Origin of the sequence: Marinicauda salina (assembly GCF_003122085.1) — a bacterium.
In the GTDB taxonomy this organism is placed as follows: domain Bacteria; phylum Pseudomonadota; class Alphaproteobacteria; order Caulobacterales; family Maricaulaceae; genus Maricicauda_A; species Maricicauda_A salina.
Genome location: NZ_QEXV01000003.1, coordinates 296291 through 311545 on the forward strand (window position 1 = coordinate 296291; position 15255 = coordinate 311545).

Here is a 15255-nt window from a genome sequence, read left to right on the forward strand (position 1 = left end):
GTTTTCCCGCGGGCGCGCGCGGCCTAGCCTGAGGCCATGACGATCGCGGTCCTCTATCGCTGGCGCGTGCAGCCCGGCATGGAAGACCAGTTCCGCGAGGGCTGGGTCGAGGGCACGCGCGCAATCCACGCGCGCTGCGGCTCCTTCGGGGCGCGGCTCCACGAATCTGGCGACGGCGTGTTCTGGTCCTATGCGAGCTGGCCCGACGAAGAGACCCGGAAGGCGTGCTTCGCCGACGGCTCGATCTTCTCCGCGCCCGGCTTCGGAAAGATGCGCGAGGCGGTCGCCGAAACCTTCGACGAGATCCCGCTGACGATCACGGACGACCTGCTGGCCGAGCCCGGCGGTCGAACCTAGATCTCCACGGTCTCGTCCCGCCGGTTCCAGATCTCGCGCGTGTAGACGGAGATGGCGAGGTCCATGTCCAGACTGACGACGCGCGTGATCGAGGTCAGCATGTCGGTCAGGCGGCGATCGCCGCGAAACTGGTCGGACACCGCGCCCATCAGCTCGCACTGAAAGAAGTTGTATCCCGCAATGTAGAGGTAGGGCGCGACGCCGCGGTCATAGTGCGCGCGCCCGATGCGGAGCGCGTGGGCCATGTAGTCCGCATCGAGCCGGCATTCGAACAGGCGCTTCCAGTGCGCCATCTGGCGGGCCTTCAGGCTTTCCACCATGGCCGGTTCGGCGAAGATGCGCCGGCCTTCGGGGAAGGTCCGCATGTGGCCGTAGAAGCGCTCGACGATGCCGTCGAGGAAGACGTCGAGCGTTCGCGCGACCGGCCTCAGCGTCGCGCGAACGCGATCGTCGACGCCCAGCATGGCGAGCTTGCGGTTGAGCACCTTTTCCGAGGCCTGCGCATTCATCTCGATGTCTCCCCGCGCGATCCCGCCGTCCGCCGGACGCGTCTGTTATCCGAACATGCCGGCGCTTCTAGAACGACGAGTGTTACATTTCCGTAGGCGATTGATTCGAAAATGAAATTGAGCGCGTTCATCGAGCGGGCGCTGCGACCAAGGGATCGCATGGGGCGAGCGGACAGCAACAGGTCCACCACGGACGGCGCGGCCGGAACCGATCCTCGCGCCGAGGCTGAACGCCGCCGGATCAGCGCCGAGGAGGCGATGCGGATCGAGCGAAGCCGCCTGGTCGAGGCCCAGCGCATCGCGAAGATCGGGTCCTGGGAGCTCGATTTCGCTTCCGAAGAGCTGCGCTGGTCCGACGAGGTCTTCCGGATCTTCGAGGTCGACCCGGCCTTCGTCGCGCCGTCGTACGATCGCTTCCTCGCGCTCATTCACCCCGACGACCGCGCCGACGTCGACGCGGCCTTCAGGCGTTCGCTCGAAACCCGCAAGCCCTACCGGATCTCGCACCGGCTGGTGATGTCCGACGGCCGCATCAAGTGGGTCGAGGAACAGTGCGAGACGACGTTCGACGCCGAGGGCGCGCCGGTGATCTCGCGCGGGACCGTCCAGGACGTCACGGAAGCCCGCCTCGCGCAGGAGGCGCTCAGGCGCAGCGAACAGACCCTGTCCTCCATCCTGCGGGCGTCTCCGGAAGCGATCGTCATCGCCGAGGAGGACGGCCGCATCCGGATCTTCAGCGACGGAGCCGAAGCGATCTTCCGTCGTCCGCGCGCCGAGGCGGTCGGCGAACCGCTGACCGCGCTCGCCGCACCTCAATCGCGCGCGGTCGTCCGCACCCTCCTCGACGCCGGCGCGCCGCAGGCGACCGAGACGGCGCTCGCCTCGAGCCGCCGCGAAATCCTTGCGCGCCGCGCAACGGGGGACACGTTTCCCGCCGAGATCTCGGTATCGCGGGTCGCAAGCGAGGAAGGCCTCGTCTTCACCGCGATCGTCCGCGACCTGTCCGAACGCAAGGCCTACGAGGCCGCCCTGCAGGGCGCAAAGGCGCGCGCCGAAGCCGCCAGCGACGCCAAGTCAGCCTTCCTGGCGACGATGAGTCACGAGATCCGCACGCCGATGAACGGCGTGCTCGGCATGCTGTCCCTGCTGGTCGGCTCGGACCTGGACGACAAGCAGCGCCGGATGGCCGAGATCGCCCTGGATTCGGGCCGCGCGCTGATGAGCATTCTCAACGACGTGCTCGATTACTCGAAGATCGAGGCCGGCGGGCTGAGCATCGACATCGCCGAATTCGACACGCGCGACGTGCTTCGCAAGGTGCACTCGCTCCACCGGCTGCGCGCGGAGGAGAAGGCGCTCGATTTCCGCCTCGAGATCGCCGACGACCTTCCCCGCTGGCTCCTCGGCGACGAGGGACGGATCCAGCAGATCCTGCACAACCTCGTCGGCAACGCGGTGAAGTTCACCGAACGCGGCGCGGTGGTCCTGCGAGCGAGAACCGAAGCCGCGAACGCCCCACCGGACGGGTTCGTGCTGGAAGTCGAGGACACCGGCCCGGGCATGAGCGAGGCCGAGATCGATCGCGCCTTCGAGCGCTTCTCCCAGAGCGACTCCTCGACGACCCGCCGATATGAAGGCGCCGGTCTCGGCCTGACGATCGTCAGGGGACTGGTCGACGCGATGAAGGGAGACATCGCCGTGCGCTCGGCGCCCGGGGAAGGCTCCTGCTTCACCGTCACCCTCCCGCTCCCCGCCCCGCCGCGGTCGCGCGACGCTGACCGGTCAATCGCGGCGGCCCCGGAGCCCGGCGCCGCGCTCGGGCGGCTGCGCGTCCTCATCGCCGAGGACGACGGCCCCAGCGCGGAGACCCTCGGCCTGCTGCTGGCGGAACAGGACATTTCCGCCCGCCTCGCGCAGAACGGCCGCGAGGCGGTCGCCTGCTTCGAGCCGGGACGGTTCGACCTGGTGTTGATGGACATCCGCATGCCGGAGATCGACGGCGAGACGGCGCTGCGCTTCATGCGCGAACGCGAACGCGAGGCCGACGCCGCGCCGACGCCGATCATCGCGTGCACCGCCTACGCCGGCGACGACCTGACGGCGCGCTATCTCGACGCCGGCTTCGACGCGGTGCTGCCCAAGCCCGTCGAAGCCGAAGCGCTGCGCAGCGCCCTGTCCGAAGCGCGGGAGCGCAAGAGCGCATGACGGACCGGTCGCCCCGCGTGCTCGTCGTCGACGACGACGACGCCAATCGCCAGCTGGCGGTCTGGGCGCTCGAGGCGGCGTGCGAGGTGGCCGAGCACGCCGGCGGCGAAGGCGCCGCCGAGCGCATCGTCGAGTCGCGGCCGGACGCCGTCCTGCTCGACCTGCGCATGCCGAAGGTGAACGGCCTCGACGTCGTCCGCGAGCTGGCCGACCGCGCACCGGACCTGCTCCCGCGCGTCGTCGTCATCACCGCCGAAACGAGCCAGCCCGCGGTCGACGAGATCGCCGCCGCCCCGGTGGCGGGCGTCTTCCCGCGACCCTGGGAGCCCGACGAGTTTCTCGACCTGGTCAGGCGCTGCTGCGGGAGGTGAGGCCTCGCGCGCTTGCGCGGCCGCACCGGACGCCGCACCTTGATGGGCATGCGTCTCACCAATTTCTCGAACTACGCGCTGCGCCTGCTCCAGTTCGCCGCGCTGCGCGCGCCCGAACATGTCCGCGTGGAGGACGTCGCGCGCGCGCACGGCATCTCGCGCCACCACCTGCTCAAAGCCGCGAACACGCTGTCGCGCCACGACTTCGTGACCGTCATTCGCGGCCGCGGCGGAGGCGTGAAGCTGGCGCGCCCGCCGGCGGCGATCACCGTCGGCGCGGTCGTGCGGGTCACCGAGGGCCCGATCGAGCTGGTCGAATGCTTCAACGCCGAGACCAACACCTGCCCGCTGCGCGGGGTCTGCCGCCTGTCGCGAGCCCTCGACGCAGCGCTCGAGTCGTTCCTGCAGTCGCTCGACTCGGTGACTATCGCCGACATCGCCGCCAATCGCGGCGATCTCCTGAGGCGGCTCGCCCCGGCGCAGGAATAGGCGATCCCTATGAGGCATATTGTCGCCATTGGCGCGTTCTATGGGCTCGATCAATAAAACTCGTAAGACGTTTGCGACTTTTTGTGGTCATCTCTCCTCAACGCATCGGGCGGCGCGGCCGCCCCCGAACCAAGGAGATGATCATGACCGACCAGCAACAAGACCTGCAGCCGGCCCTGCCCCGCCTCAACGAGCCGGCGCCGGACTTCAACGCGAAGACCACGCACGGCCCGCGCTCGCTCGCCGACTACAAGGGCAAGTGGCTGGTGCTGTTCTCGCACCCGGCCGACTTCACCCCGGTGTGCACGACGGAGTTCATGGCCTTCGCCAAACGCGCCGAGCAGTTCAAGGCGCTCGACACCGAACTCCTCGGGCTTTCGATCGACAGCAATTTCGCCCACATCGCCTGGACGCGGAACATCAAGGAGCATTTCGGCGTCGAGATCCCCTTCCCGATCATCGAGGACCTCTCGATGAAAGTCGCCAACGCCTACGGCATGATCCAGCCGGGCGCGAGCGACACGTCGGCGGTGCGCGCGACCTTCATCATCGATCCGGAGGGCGTGCTGCGCGCGATGGTCTACTACCCGATGTCGAACGGCCGCAGCGTGGATGAATTCCTGCGCCTGATCGAGGCGCTGCAGACCTCGGACGAGCACGGCGTCGCCACGCCGGAAGCCTGGAAGCCGGGCGAGAAGGTGATCGTGCCGCCGCCCCAGACGCAGGCCGAGGCGGACAAGCGCGAAGGCGAAGGCTACGAGTACACCGACTGGTACTTCTCCAAGAAGGACGTGGCCTGAGCCCGAAGACGTTCGGAGGCGGCGGAGACCCCGTCGCCTCCGGTCCTCCGCGGCGCGCCGGTCCGCCTTGTCCTCCCCGGACCAGCAGGGGCGAGCCGGCGCGCCGCCCGCTTCAAGCATGCGACGATCCCGGACGCAGCGCGCCCGGGATCGCCGATTCGGAAGGGAGACGCCCATGTGGGACGAACGCTACGCGACCGAAGCCTATGTCTACGGCGAGGCGCCCAACGCCTTCCTGGCGTCCTGTCTCGAGCGCCTGCGCCCGGGCGATCGCGCCCTCGCCGTCGCCGACGGCGAGGGCCGCAACGGGGTCTGGCTCGCCGAGCAGGGCCTGGACGTCGTCTCGGTCGACGCCTCCGCCGTGGGGCTCGAAAAGGCGCGCCGCCTCGCCGGGAAACGCGGCGTCTTCCCCGAATTCATCCAGGCCGACCTGTTCGCGTGGGACTGGCCCGAGGCCGCCTTCGACGTCGTCGCCGCGATCTTCATCCAGTTCGCCGGGCCCGGGGACCGACCGCGCCTGTTCGAGTCGATGAAGCGGAGCCTCAAGCCCGGCGGCGCGTTGATCCTGCAGGGCTATCGCCCCGAGCAGGTCGCGCTGGGAACCGGCGGGCCGCCCGCGCCGGAGAACATGTACACGGAGACCATGCTGCGCGACGCCTTCGCCGATTTCGAGATCGCGCACCTGCGCGCGCACGACGACGTGATCGAAGAAGGCGCGGGCCATTCCGGCCTGTCGGCGCTCATCGATCTCGTCGCGCTCAAGCCTGACGCCTGAAACCGAAGGAGCCCGCCATGAACAAGGCCCTGACCGCCGCCCTCGCCGCCGTGCTGCTCGCCTCGCCGGCCTGCGCCGAGGAGCCCGAACCCGCCCCGCCCGCGAACGACACAGAGGCCTCCGCCCTGCTCACCGTGCTGACGTCGGCCGATCCGCAGACCCAGCTGATGGCGCTCATCCTCACCCGCGCCAGCGTGCAGGCCGGCGCCGACACGCAGGTCCTGCTGTGCAGCGCGGCGGGCGACCTGGCGCTGAGCGAACCGCCCGAGGCGGCGACCGCGCCGCTCGCCCCGCGCGGGATGAGCCCGCACGGCCTGCTCCGGGGCCTGATCGCCGACGGGGTCGAGGTGCAGGTCTGCGCGATCTACCTGCCGAACAGCCCGCACGCGGACGACGACCTGGTCGCGGGCGTCGGGGTTGCGACGCCGCCGGCCATCGCCGCGCGCATGACCGATCCGGACGTGAAGCTGTTCACCTTCTAGGCGCCGACTCCGGGCGCGGACCTCACAGCGCGCCAAGCCCGGCGATCAGGACCATCACGGCCATCGCGATCACGGCGAGCGAACCGACCGTGTAGAAGGTCGCGCGCACCTCGTGGCTGCGCGCCGTGGCGTAGGCGACGGCGTGGGCCAGGCGCGCCAGAACGAACCCGTACATGAGCAGGGCGGCGAGCCAGAACGCCGGATCGATCAGCACGAACAAGAGCCCGATCGCGAGAAAGGCCGGGATGTTCTCCAGGTCGTTGCGGTGCATGCGCCGCGAGCGGTCGACATCGTCGTTGATCTCGAGCTGGGCGGGATCGGGATTGCGATTGAGCGGCCCGGCGCGGAGATCCTCGGGGCTCGCCCAGCCGCCGCCCGCCTTCATCATCCGCCAGACCGTCATCCAGCCCTGCCCCATGATCTTCAGCACCATGAGCGCCGCGGCGACGAGATAGGTCGCGAAGACGGGGTTGTCGGGAGTGAGCAGGTCCATGGGGCGGCCTTTCGGCGGGAGGGCGCGGGGCGTGACGCGCTCACATTACTTGCACGGCGGCCGACGCCGCGCCAGCGCGGCGACGCCGCGGCGAGTGCGACGGACGCGACCGGCTTGACCCGCGCAGGTGGCGGACCTGTCATGCTATCAGACGAATCCGTGGCGGGAGACCGCGTGATGAGCGAGACCGGCCGACGCTACCCGCCGCTGCGCGAGAAGGCGCAGCTGCGCACGCGCTACGTCCATCCGTCGGAAAGGCGACGACGTCGGAGACGCCTCGCCGCAATGGCGCTCGGCGGCCTGCTGCTCGGCGCGGCGATCGGCGCGGCGTTCATCCCGGAAGTGCGCGCCCCGATTATACGCGTCGTCTCGGAGCTACCCGATCGGGATTGCCGCGATTTCACGACGCAATGGGATGCGCAGCGTTTCCACGATCAGAGCCTGTGGCCCGGTCGGCATCGCCTGGACGACGACGGCGACGGCCGGGTCTGCGAAATGCTGCCGTGATTCAATGCGCACCGCGGCTGCACGCGGTCGGTGATGAAAACGCCTCATTGATGACCCATGGAGCCGACCCGCAAGCAGCCCGTGATCAGAACCGCTCGGGCTGACTGCCGACGATGACCCTGCAGCGCCTCAAAATCGTCTGATATAGGCGATCGACACGCGGTCGACATTGAGTTCGTCAAGGTCTTCAAGCTCATACCGCGTGTAGTCGACACGAACGGCGTTCGGGCCGCTGAAGCGCCACTCGCCTCCGACTCCGAACGCGAAGCCTTCCGTCTCCTCGTCGAAATCGATTTCTTCAATCACCGACCCGTCGTCGAGCTTGGCTCGGCTATTTATGCCGAAACGCGCATAACCTGCTCGTGCGAACACCGTGAACTCTTCGCTGACTGGGTATTGGAGCTTTCCGAACGCGGCGAGGCTGTACTCGAGTTCGGCGGTCGCACGCGCACCGAACGGCGCCCCGTCAACAGTTCCGCTTATGTCGACGAGGTTTTCATCCCCAATGCCGAACAACCCTTCGACCTCTACGCCGAAATATTGATGAAAGTCGTATCCGCTAAGCAGGCTGACCGCCTGAAGCGTGGCATTGTCCTCGATCTTTACCGTATCGAGCGTAGCGCTGCTGGCGTCCGCGGCGTCGCGCACAGCGGCTTCAAGCTCATCGGCGCTCGGGTCGAGCAAGGCGCCGTAATCGACATTGGTCAGCGAAAAGCCGACGCCGAGGTAACCGCGGCCCGGCTCGGGCTGCTGGGCAGAGGCGGCTCCACTGGTGCAGATGGCCAGAACAGCGCTGGCGCCAATCAGGAACCTTTTCATGATGTCATTCCTTGTCGATCCGCTATCCGTCGTCTCGGGCGCGTTGCTGAGTACGGAAGAAAGGCGAGTATCTCTCCCAATCCTCGTCGGTCGGCCCATCGTGTGCGCCTTCATCTCCAGGCGACGCGCTTTCGCTTTGAGAAGCGGAAGCACGCATAACCGCTTCTTCTGAATCGGTGTCAGTACGTGGTCGCGGCTCCGATCGCCTCTCAGGGGACGTTTGACCCGCGGCTGTCAGCGCAGGGGAGCTAACGCTTTCAGGTTCTTCAAGTTCTGGCTCGCTCTGACCGACGGACTCCAGCGTCACCTCGATCGGGTTCGGCACGAGGTCATTCATCGCGCCGGTCCCGGCGTCCACGGCGGCGCCGATCAATCCGCCGACCAGGACGTTCCCCGCCATCCCGGCGCCTCCGGCCCCGGAGACCTGGTGCGTAACGTTGACTTCGACCGTCTCGAAGCCCGGCTTCTCGATCGTTGCGACGAACTCGGAACGTCGCGGCATCTTGATTGCGCATGGCGTGCTTCGGCAGGAGTAGCCGTTCGACGTCGAGACTGAGGCCCCTGCCGGAGTCGTCTCGACCACGAGCGTGTCATTCGTACCCCGCGTTATAGTTGTGCACGCGCCAAGGCACCCAGCCAACACAGCGATTACAATGTATAATTTCACTATCTCGCCCCCAGCGATGAATTATTCGATCCGCACCCTATTAGAGTTGTGGTTTTACGACAATGCTGGTGGCGACGCTGGCGATGGCCGACCCGTCAGCGCCAACTCAATCTTGATCGCGAATGGTGCATCACGCTTTCGCCATCGCCCGAGTGGGGGCGGCCAATCTCTTGTTATTCCGGTACGTTACAGAAGACGGAGTTCTGAAACCGATCGTCAGGCTTCAGTCGCGTCCGCTGCGCAGCGTCCCGCGCGGCGTGTTGCGGAGACGGAGAAGGATGTGGGTCTCCGTTTTCCCCGTCAGCAGTCGAGAGCACGCGCCTGGCGCAGGCGCGAAGGAATGCGCGACGCCGCAGTGCAGACATTTACTCCCGGGCGTGGTTGGGGCAGATCAAACCGAATGTTCCGTCCATCCATTCATTTTTTTCAGAACCCGGGAGCATCCGACCGATGATATTGCGCCGCCTGGCCGGCTTGTTGTCCGGCGTTCTTCTCATGTCCACGCCTGCGCTCGCCTTCTCGGCCGAGCCCGCACGGCTTCCGATCAGCTACCTGGAAGAGCGTATCCTCGTTCCCGTTCAGATCGCCGGCGTCGGCGAACGCTATTTCATCCTGGACACCGCCGCGGGCCGATCCGTGATCTCCGCCGATTTGCGCGCGGGGCTGGAGCTTGCGCCCGAGGACATCGATCAGCTCGAGGTGCAGGGAGCCACCGGCTCAACGACGTTGGAAGTCGTCACCCTGCCGGGCCTGTCCCTCGGCGGTCTCGTCCATGATGACGTGAGCGCCGTGGTCGCCGATCTCGGCGCATTCCGCGCGTATGACGGCCGCCGGGTCGAGGGCATTCTCGGGGTCGACATTCTCTCGCGCTACGACGTGGCGATCGATGTCCCCGGCGCGACGGTGACCCTCTTCCAGGGCCCGGCTTCGCATGCGGAGCTGGGCGTCGTCGAAGACGGCCTCGCATTCCATTCCGGGGTCCAGCCGGGTTTCGTCCAGTTCAACGCGACGCTGGAGGGCGAGCCCGTCGCCGCGGTGCTCGACAGCGCGGCCCGGGTCGGCACCCTGAACTGGCGCGCGGCCGGGCTGGCCGGACTGTCCGCAGACAGCGACGCCGTTACGGTCAGGGATGGCGGGTCGCGCGGCATCGACGGCCGGGGCGCGGAAAGCTACACGGCGCCGGTGAATGGCATCTGTCTCGGACCGCGGTGCTACCCGGCGATGGACGTGAAGATCGCCGACCTGCCCGTCTTCGAGGTTCTCGGCATCGCGGGGGCGCCCGCCATGCTTGTCGGCGCGGCGTTCATGGCCGACTGCCCCGTGCTCATCGCCTATTCGACCGAAACCCTGCACGTGTGCGCCGACTGACCGCGCTGGCCGCCGGCGCCGCTCGCAGGCGAGAGGACGCGCGGCTTCATCGGGCGGGGAAAATGGTGCCCAGGGGCGGAATCGAACCACCGACACGCGGATTTTCAATCCGCTGCTCTACCAACTGAGCTACCTGGGCGCCGCGGCCCGCCCCTGGCGGGGCGGTGCGGAACGCGCGGTTTATAGGACCGGCCGGGGCCGCTGTCCATGCCCGCCGCGCCCGGAATCTGCACGCGGGCGCACCCGGGCCGCAAGCGCGCGGGATCGCGATCACATCGCTGCTTCCGACTTGCAGTCGCAGAAAGCGGCTGCTAACTCCCGCCCCGGCCATCCTGCCGCATATCCTGATGACCGGGACCTCCTCCATGCGCCTTCTCCGCACGAGCGCGGCGAGCCTGCTCGCGCTTTCGACCGCCGCCCCCGCCCTCGCCCAGCCCGCCGACGACGGCGAAGTGATCACCGTGATCGGCGGCCGCGCGCCGGGCGCGGACATCGCCGATCGCCCGGTGACGACGATCTCGCGCGAGGACCTCGCCGCCCGGGGCTTCGACGATCCCGGCGACGCGCTCGCCTTCCTGCCCTCGGTCGTCGGCTCGGAGTTCAACGACGATCCCGGCACCCAGAACGACACCTCGGGAACCTCCAGCGTCAATCTGCGCGGGCTCGGGCTGGGCGCGACGCTGGTGCTCATGAACGGCCAGCGCCAGACGCCCGCCAGCGTGGCGTCCGACGACGGGGCGAGCATCGTCGACATGAACGCGCTCGTGCCCGCCATCGCGATCGAACGCGTCTCCGTGCTCAAGGACGGCGCCTCGCCGGTCTACGGATCCGACGCGGTCGCCGGCGTCGTCGACGTGACCACGCGCGACCGCTTCGAGGGCGTCGAAGCGAGCGCCGAGCTGCGCGGACCCACGGAGTATGACGGCGCGGGCGGAGGCTACGAGCTCGCCGCGATCGCCGGGCGCGATTTCGGCGGCGCGCATCTCACCGCCGCCGTCGAGTGGCTCGACCGGCGCGGGCTCGAGGGCTTCCAGACCGACTTCGTGCCCGGCACGGGCCTGTCGGCGCTGGGCCAGCCCGGCGCCTATTTCGTCACCGATCCGGGCGGGGGCTTCGCCGTGGCGAACCCCGACGGGTCGCCGATCCCGGTGATCGACCGGGACTGCGAGGCCGGCGGCGGAAACCCGCTGGTGCTGGGCGCCGACACCGCCTTCGGGACGCCGGGCTATTGCCGGCTCGATTACGGCCAGTTCTTCTCGGTGGTCACCGACGAGGAGCGGCTGTCAGGCTTCGCCGCGCTTTCGACGCGGATCGGCGAGACCGAGATCACGCTGCGCGGGAGCGGCGCCGACCAGCTCGTCGAACGCGGCAACTCGCCCTCGCTGCCCAATCTCAATTTCCCGCTCATCCCGGCGAGCCATCCCGGCAATTATTTCGGCCGCGATGTGGTCTGGCTGGGCCGCCCGCAGGGCGTTGAGGCCGGCGCGGCGCGCCGCCAGTTCGACCACGACACCTGGCGGATCGCCGCCGAGGCCGAGCGCGGCTTCACGCTCGGCGGGATCGCCTGGACGGGAACGGCGCGCGCGACCTACTCGCGCAACGATCTCACCGCGACGATCACCGACACGCTGGCGCCGAATTTCGACGCCGCGCTCGCCGGGTTCGGCGGGGCCGACTGCCCCGTGCGCGAAGCCGGACAGGGCGTCGCCGCCGGCGATCAGTCCGCGGGCTGCTTCTACTTCAACCCGTTCGGCTCGGGCGGCCTCGTGGAGGATCCCTCCGATCCGCGCTTCAACGATCCCGCCGTTCTCGATTACATCATCGGCGAGGACGTCCGCACCTCGCGCGCCGATCTCGCCGTGTTCGAGGCGGTCGCGGCGACGGACGCGCTGTTCGCCCTGCCCGCCGGCGACGTGTCGGCCGCGTTCGGCGTCCAGCTGCGCCGCGAGACGCTGCGGGTCGATCACGGCGCGGACTTCAACGCCGACGATTTCCTGTTCATCATCGGCGGTCCGGACTTCTCCGGGGCGCGCGACGCCCGCGCGGTCTTCGCCGACGCGATCGTTCCCGTCACCGACCGGCTCGAGCTTCAGCTCGCCGCCCGTCACGAGGATCTCGACGGCTTCTCCTCGACCGATCCGAAGATCGCCGCAGTGTTCGACGCGAGCGATCAGCTGACGCTCAGGGGCTCCTGGTCGCGCTCCTTCCGCGCGCCGTCGCTGCACCAGCAGGTCTCGGCGACGACGACCCTGCAATCGCTCGATATCAACGCGCAGAGCCTGTTCCGCCCGGTGCGCACCATCGGCGATCCCGATCTCGATCCCGAGACCGCCGACACCTTCACGCTCGGCGCGGTGTTCGAGCGCGCGGGCTTCACCGCCAGCCTCGATCTCTGGCGGGTCGAGTACAAAGACCTGATCGTCGAGGAGAGCGCCAACGCCATCCTCGCCGCCGATCTCGAAGACGACGGCGTGTTCAACGATCCCCGCGTCGAGCTGTCGGGAACCGGCGACGTGGTGCTGGTGCGCGCGGCGTTCACAAACGCCCCCGAGGTCGAGGCCCAGGGGATCGACGCCGCGTTCGAGACCGCGCCGGTCGGCTTCGCCGGCGGCGATCTGACCGTCTCGGCGCGCGGCTCCTATATCGACGAGTTCACGCTGATCGACCCCGTGCTCAACCGCGAGATCGACGCGGCGGGGAATCGCAACTTCACCAATTTCGCCCGCTCGGTTCCCGAGTTCCGCGGCGACGTGAACGCGGCGTGGACGCGCGGACCCTGGCGCGCGGTCGCCGGGGTGCGCCATATCTCGAGCTATGACGACGACGAGAACGCCGGCGCGGAGATCGACGCCTGGACCGTGCTGGACGCGCAGATCGGCTATTCGGCGCAAGTCGCGGGCAAGACGGTCGATCTCACTTTCGGCGCGCTCAACCTGACCGACGAGGCCGCGCCCGCCGTCGCCACGCCGCTGGGCTACGACACCAAGATCCACGACCCGCGCGGCCGCGTGGCCTATGTGCGGGTGTCGGTGCGGCGGTGACGGACCGCTTGGTCTGATTGCGCGGCGGCGCCGACTCCCTCCCCCTGATGGAGCCGGGCGAGGAGAGCTGAATTCCCGGACGCGCCGCAGGCGCGATCCGGGACCTCTCTGCGAATAGTCGCCCGGAGGCCCCGGCTCTCCCCCGGATCAAGTCCGGGGTCGGCCGGGGTTTCATCGGCACGCCCCCCACCCCGGCCCTCCCCCGAGGGGGAGGGAGAGCGCGCTCGAACGCCTTCACCAACTCGCGTCAGCCGCAGCCGCAACATGACTCCCTCCCCTTGATGGGGGTGAGCCGCCCGAGAATGCGCCGGTGGCGCTTTCGAAGCGGCGAACGCGAGCGCAGCAAGCGGAATGGGGTGAGGATCGAAGAGCGCTCCACGCTCGCCCACAAGGCCCTCGATCAAGTCCGGGGCAGGCTCTGAGGAGCCCTGTCCCTCGTGCTTCGAGACGCTCCCCCGGATCAGGTCCGGGGTCGCCCTCAGCATGAGGGAACAGGGCGTCTCGAAGGACGAGGGCCGACGCCCTACTCCCCGTCTTCGCCCGCCTCCGGCGGCATGGCCTCGGGGGGAACGGGCTCGCCGGGAATCGCGTAGGCGCCGGTGAACCACTTGCCGAGATCGGCGTCGGCGCAGCGCTTCGAGCAGAACGGCTTGTATTCCGGATCGGTCGGCTTGCCGCAGATCGGGCAGCGCGGCCCCTTGGCTTGCTTCTTCTTCGTCATGCCGGCCTCGCCTCAAATGCGCGCGGACCGTAGCCCTCGCCCGCGACCAGCTCAAACCGCGGCCCCAGCCGGTCGGTCATCGCCTTGCGCCAGCCGATCGCATCGGCGTCGAGCCAGGCGAAGACCTCGTCTCCCGCCGAGAGGCGCAGGCGCGCCGACCGGTTCGCCCGCCCCTCGCGCTCCAGCGCGCGCAGGGCCGCCAGCGCGCGGGTCTCGACGCTGTCGGCGCCGAAGCGTTCCCAGCAGATCTCGTGCAGCGCCCGGCCCAGCCGCTGGCGCGACAACTCGACGATGGCGAAGCGCGAGGGCGGCGCGACGTCGATCTTGGCGGGATCGTTGCGGAAGCCGCCCTTCACCGCGTCCATGAGCGCGCTCTGATCGGCCTTCTTCTTCAGGGGCAGGAAGTCGATCGCCACGACCCCGCCGATGCCGCGCAGGCGGACCTGGCGGGCGGCCTCGCGGGCGGCGGCCTTGTTGACCTCGGCGGCGAACTTCGCCCCGCCCGACGGCGCCTTGCGGCCGGCCGCGTCGACATCGATGGCGGTGAGCGCGGTGACGGGCTCGATCACCAGCCGTCCGCCGCCGGGCAGCGGCGCCTCGGCTTCGAGCGCGGCGTCGAACAGCGCCTCCATGTCGAGATCGGCCTCGTCTGGCGTGCGCACCGGCGCCTCGTAGAACATCGACAGGCGCTCCTCGACGGGCGGCGCGGGCACGACGGTCTCGGGCGCCTCGCCGGGCTCGACCTCGAACAGGCGCAGGGTCGGGCCCTTCTCCTGGAAGGCCTCGCGGGCGATCTGCACGCCGATCGCCGCGCCCTCGCGGACGCCCTCCGGGCGGGCCTTGCCGAACGGCAGAAACCCGTCGGGCCCGCGGCCGATATCGCAGAAGGCGCCGTTGAGCGACGCCTCCACGCGGCGCACGCGGGCGCGGAACACCTCGCCGCGAACGGCGCGGACGCCGCGCTCGCTCCAGCGCTCGAGATGCAGCTCGACGGCGCGGTCGCCGTCGATCACCGCCGCGCGCGTCTCGCCGACACTGCGTTCGACGACGATCCTCATGACGGGCGATATCCCAGGCCGATCAGGAGCTGGCGCGTCTCGTAGACCGGCAGCCCGACGACGGCGGTGTAGGAGCCGATCAGGTTCTCCACGAAAGCCCCGGCGCGGCCCTGGACGCCGTAGCCCCCGGCCTTGCCCTCCCATTCGCCGCTGTCGAGATAGGCCGCGATCTCCTCGTCGCTCAGCCGTTTGAACGCGATGCGCGCCTCGCCCACGCGGCTCGCCTCGCGGCCGTCGGGCGCGCGCACGGCGACGCCGGTATGGACGCGGTGATTGCGCCCGCTCAGGCGCCTGAGGCAGGCCTCGGCCTCCTCGCGGGTTTCGGTCTTGGGCAGGATGCGCCGGCCGACGGAGACGACGGTGTCGCTCGCCAGGACGTAATCGCCGGGATGGTCGGCGGCGGCGAGTTTCTCCTCAGCCAGGCGCAGGGCGAGCGCCCGCGGCGTCTCGCCGGGCCGTTCGGTCTCGTCGATATGGGTGGGCGCGACCCGGTCGGGTTCAAAGCCGATCTGGGCGAGCAGCTCGCGGCGCCTCGGCGAGGCGCTGGCGAGAACGAGAGCCGCGCCGCCGGATCGCTCCGTGCGGCTCGCCAC

The 15255-nt window shown here is 69.2% G+C and carries 17 protein-coding genes and 1 tRNA gene; 10 read left to right on the forward strand and 8 right to left on the reverse strand.

Annotated elements, in window-relative coordinates; translation table 11 throughout:
• Positions 1-36 precede the first annotated feature (36 nt).
• Positions 37-357: an antibiotic biosynthesis monooxygenase family protein gene (locus tag DDZ18_RS06905; RefSeq protein ID WP_109252637.1), complete on the forward strand. Its 321-nt coding sequence runs from the start codon at positions 37-39 to the stop codon at positions 355-357.
• Here the strand turns inward: DDZ18_RS06905 and DDZ18_RS06910 are convergent.
• Positions 354-866 (reverse strand): protoglobin domain-containing protein, encoded by a 513-nt coding sequence (locus DDZ18_RS06910; RefSeq protein WP_109252638.1) that lies wholly within the window; start codon positions 864-866, stop codon positions 354-356. The two genes, DDZ18_RS06905 and DDZ18_RS06910, sit on opposite strands and share 4 nt — an antisense overlap.
• Positions 867-1124: 258 nt before the next feature.
• Here DDZ18_RS06910 and DDZ18_RS06915 point away from each other — a divergent pair, with 258 nt between their 5' ends.
• From DDZ18_RS06915 to DDZ18_RS06940, 6 genes are all read left to right on the forward strand, one after another.
• On the forward strand, positions 1125-3071 hold the full coding sequence (locus DDZ18_RS06915; protein ID WP_158272092.1) for a PAS domain-containing hybrid sensor histidine kinase/response regulator: 1947 nt from the start codon (positions 1125-1127) through the stop codon (positions 3069-3071).
• Positions 3068-3442, forward strand: a complete 375-nt coding sequence (locus tag DDZ18_RS06920) for a response regulator (protein WP_109252640.1) — start codon at positions 3068-3070, stop codon at positions 3440-3442. Before DDZ18_RS06915 ends, DDZ18_RS06920 begins: the two co-directional genes overlap by 4 nt.
• A 42-nt stretch (positions 3443-3484) precedes the next feature.
• The gene (locus DDZ18_RS06925) at positions 3485-3931 is read left to right on the forward strand and encodes an RrF2 family transcriptional regulator (protein ID WP_233245747.1); all 447 of its coding nucleotides are present in this window, start codon (positions 3485-3487) and stop codon (positions 3929-3931) included.
• Positions 3932-4074: 143 nt separating this feature from the next.
• Complete coding sequence (locus DDZ18_RS06930) at positions 4075-4731, forward strand: peroxiredoxin (protein ID WP_109253082.1); 657 nt, start codon at positions 4075-4077, stop codon at positions 4729-4731.
• Positions 4732-4906: 175 nt separating this feature from the next.
• Entirely contained in the window at positions 4907-5506 is a 600-nt protein-coding gene (locus DDZ18_RS06935) for an SAM-dependent methyltransferase (RefSeq protein ID WP_109252641.1), read from the forward strand.
• Positions 5507-5523: 17 nt separating this feature from the next.
• Entirely contained in the window at positions 5524-5988 is a 465-nt protein-coding gene (locus DDZ18_RS06940) for a hypothetical protein (protein WP_109252642.1), read from the forward strand.
• 22 nt (positions 5989-6010) lie between these two features.
• Here DDZ18_RS06940 and DDZ18_RS06945 read toward each other — a convergent pair whose 3' ends face one another.
• Positions 6011-6481 carry an MAPEG family protein gene (locus DDZ18_RS06945; RefSeq protein WP_109252643.1) on the reverse strand — a complete coding sequence of 157 codons (471 nt, stop codon included), beginning with the start codon at positions 6479-6481 and terminating at the stop codon, positions 6011-6013.
• Between the two features lie 141 nt (positions 6482-6622).
• Between DDZ18_RS06945 and DDZ18_RS06950 the strand changes: the two genes are divergently transcribed.
• Entirely contained in the window at positions 6623-6988 is a 366-nt protein-coding gene (locus tag DDZ18_RS06950; RefSeq protein ID WP_158272093.1) for a hypothetical protein, read from the forward strand.
• A 129-nt stretch (positions 6989-7117) separates the two neighbouring features.
• Here the strand turns inward: DDZ18_RS06950 and DDZ18_RS06955 are convergent, their stop codons facing one another.
• Positions 7118-7807, reverse strand: a complete 690-nt coding sequence (locus DDZ18_RS06955) for an outer membrane beta-barrel protein (RefSeq protein WP_158272094.1) — start codon at positions 7805-7807, stop codon at positions 7118-7120.
• Positions 7808-7829: 22 nt separating this feature from the next.
• Entirely contained in the window at positions 7830-8390 is a 561-nt protein-coding gene (locus DDZ18_RS06960) for a PEGA domain-containing protein (RefSeq protein ID WP_233245748.1), read from the reverse strand.
• Positions 8391-8924: 534 nt separating this feature from the next.
• Here DDZ18_RS06960 and DDZ18_RS06965 point away from each other — a divergent pair.
• The gene (locus DDZ18_RS06965; protein ID WP_109252647.1) at positions 8925-9842 is read left to right on the forward strand and encodes a retropepsin-like aspartic protease; all 918 of its coding nucleotides are present in this window, start codon (positions 8925-8927) and stop codon (positions 9840-9842) included.
• 63 nt (positions 9843-9905) lie between these two features.
• Here the strand turns inward: DDZ18_RS06965 and DDZ18_RS06970 are convergent.
• Positions 9906-9981: transfer RNA gene (locus DDZ18_RS06970), tRNA-Phe, on the reverse strand.
• A gap of 226 nt (positions 9982-10207) precedes the next feature.
• Between DDZ18_RS06970 and DDZ18_RS06975 the strand changes: the two genes are divergently transcribed.
• Positions 10208-12883: a TonB-dependent receptor gene (locus tag DDZ18_RS06975; RefSeq protein ID WP_109252648.1), complete on the forward strand. Its 2676-nt coding sequence runs from the start codon at positions 10208-10210 to the stop codon at positions 12881-12883.
• 523 nt (positions 12884-13406) lie between these two features.
• Here the strand turns inward: DDZ18_RS06975 and DDZ18_RS06980 are convergent.
• From DDZ18_RS06980 to DDZ18_RS06990, 3 genes are read right to left on the reverse strand one after another with little or no spacing between them, the layout of a single operon-like run.
• Positions 13407-13604 (reverse strand): DNA gyrase inhibitor YacG, encoded by a 198-nt coding sequence (locus DDZ18_RS06980; protein WP_109252649.1) that lies wholly within the window; start codon positions 13602-13604, stop codon positions 13407-13409.
• Entirely contained in the window at positions 13601-14662 is a 1062-nt protein-coding gene (locus DDZ18_RS06985; protein ID WP_109252650.1) for a ribonuclease E/G, read from the reverse strand. Before DDZ18_RS06985 ends, DDZ18_RS06980 begins: the two co-directional genes overlap by 4 nt.
• Positions 14659-15255, reverse strand: coding sequence for a Maf family protein (locus DDZ18_RS06990; protein WP_109252651.1), 597 nt, complete (start codon positions 15253-15255; stop codon positions 14659-14661). The genes DDZ18_RS06985 and DDZ18_RS06990 overlap by 4 nt, the downstream gene beginning before the upstream one ends.

Bases quoted from the DNA above. Each gene is read 5' to 3' on its own strand.
- DDZ18_RS06905 (WP_109252637.1), top strand. From the start codon at position 37: ATGACGATCGCGGTCCTCTATCGCTGGCGCGTGCAGCCCGGCATGGAA.
- DDZ18_RS06910 (WP_109252638.1), bottom strand. From the start codon at position 866: ATGAATGCGCAGGCCTCGGAAAAGGTGCTCAACCGCAAGCTCGCCATG.
- DDZ18_RS06915 (WP_158272092.1), top strand. From the start codon at position 1,125: ATGCGGATCGAGCGAAGCCGCCTGGTCGAGGCCCAGCGCATCGCGAAG.
- DDZ18_RS06920 (WP_109252640.1), top strand. From the start codon at position 3,068: ATGACGGACCGGTCGCCCCGCGTGCTCGTCGTCGACGACGACGACGCC.
- DDZ18_RS06925 (WP_233245747.1), top strand. From the start codon at position 3,485: ATGGGCATGCGTCTCACCAATTTCTCGAACTACGCGCTGCGCCTGCTC.
- DDZ18_RS06930 (WP_109253082.1), top strand. From the start codon at position 4,075: ATGACCGACCAGCAACAAGACCTGCAGCCGGCCCTGCCCCGCCTCAAC.
- DDZ18_RS06935 (WP_109252641.1), top strand. From the start codon at position 4,907: ATGTGGGACGAACGCTACGCGACCGAAGCCTATGTCTACGGCGAGGCG.
- DDZ18_RS06940 (WP_109252642.1), top strand. From the start codon at position 5,524: ATGAACAAGGCCCTGACCGCCGCCCTCGCCGCCGTGCTGCTCGCCTCG.
- DDZ18_RS06945 (WP_109252643.1), bottom strand. From the start codon at position 6,481: ATGGACCTGCTCACTCCCGACAACCCCGTCTTCGCGACCTATCTCGTC.
- DDZ18_RS06950 (WP_158272093.1), top strand. From the start codon at position 6,623: ATGCTATCAGACGAATCCGTGGCGGGAGACCGCGTGATGAGCGAGACC.
- DDZ18_RS06955 (WP_158272094.1), bottom strand. From the start codon at position 7,807: ATGAAAAGGTTCCTGATTGGCGCCAGCGCTGTTCTGGCCATCTGCACC.
- DDZ18_RS06965 (WP_109252647.1), top strand. From the start codon at position 8,925: ATGATATTGCGCCGCCTGGCCGGCTTGTTGTCCGGCGTTCTTCTCATG.
- DDZ18_RS06975 (WP_109252648.1), top strand. From the start codon at position 10,208: ATGCGCCTTCTCCGCACGAGCGCGGCGAGCCTGCTCGCGCTTTCGACC.
- DDZ18_RS06980 (WP_109252649.1), bottom strand. From the start codon at position 13,604: ATGACGAAGAAGAAGCAAGCCAAGGGGCCGCGCTGCCCGATCTGCGGC.
- DDZ18_RS06985 (WP_109252650.1), bottom strand. From the start codon at position 14,662: ATGAGGATCGTCGTCGAACGCAGTGTCGGCGAGACGCGCGCGGCGGTG.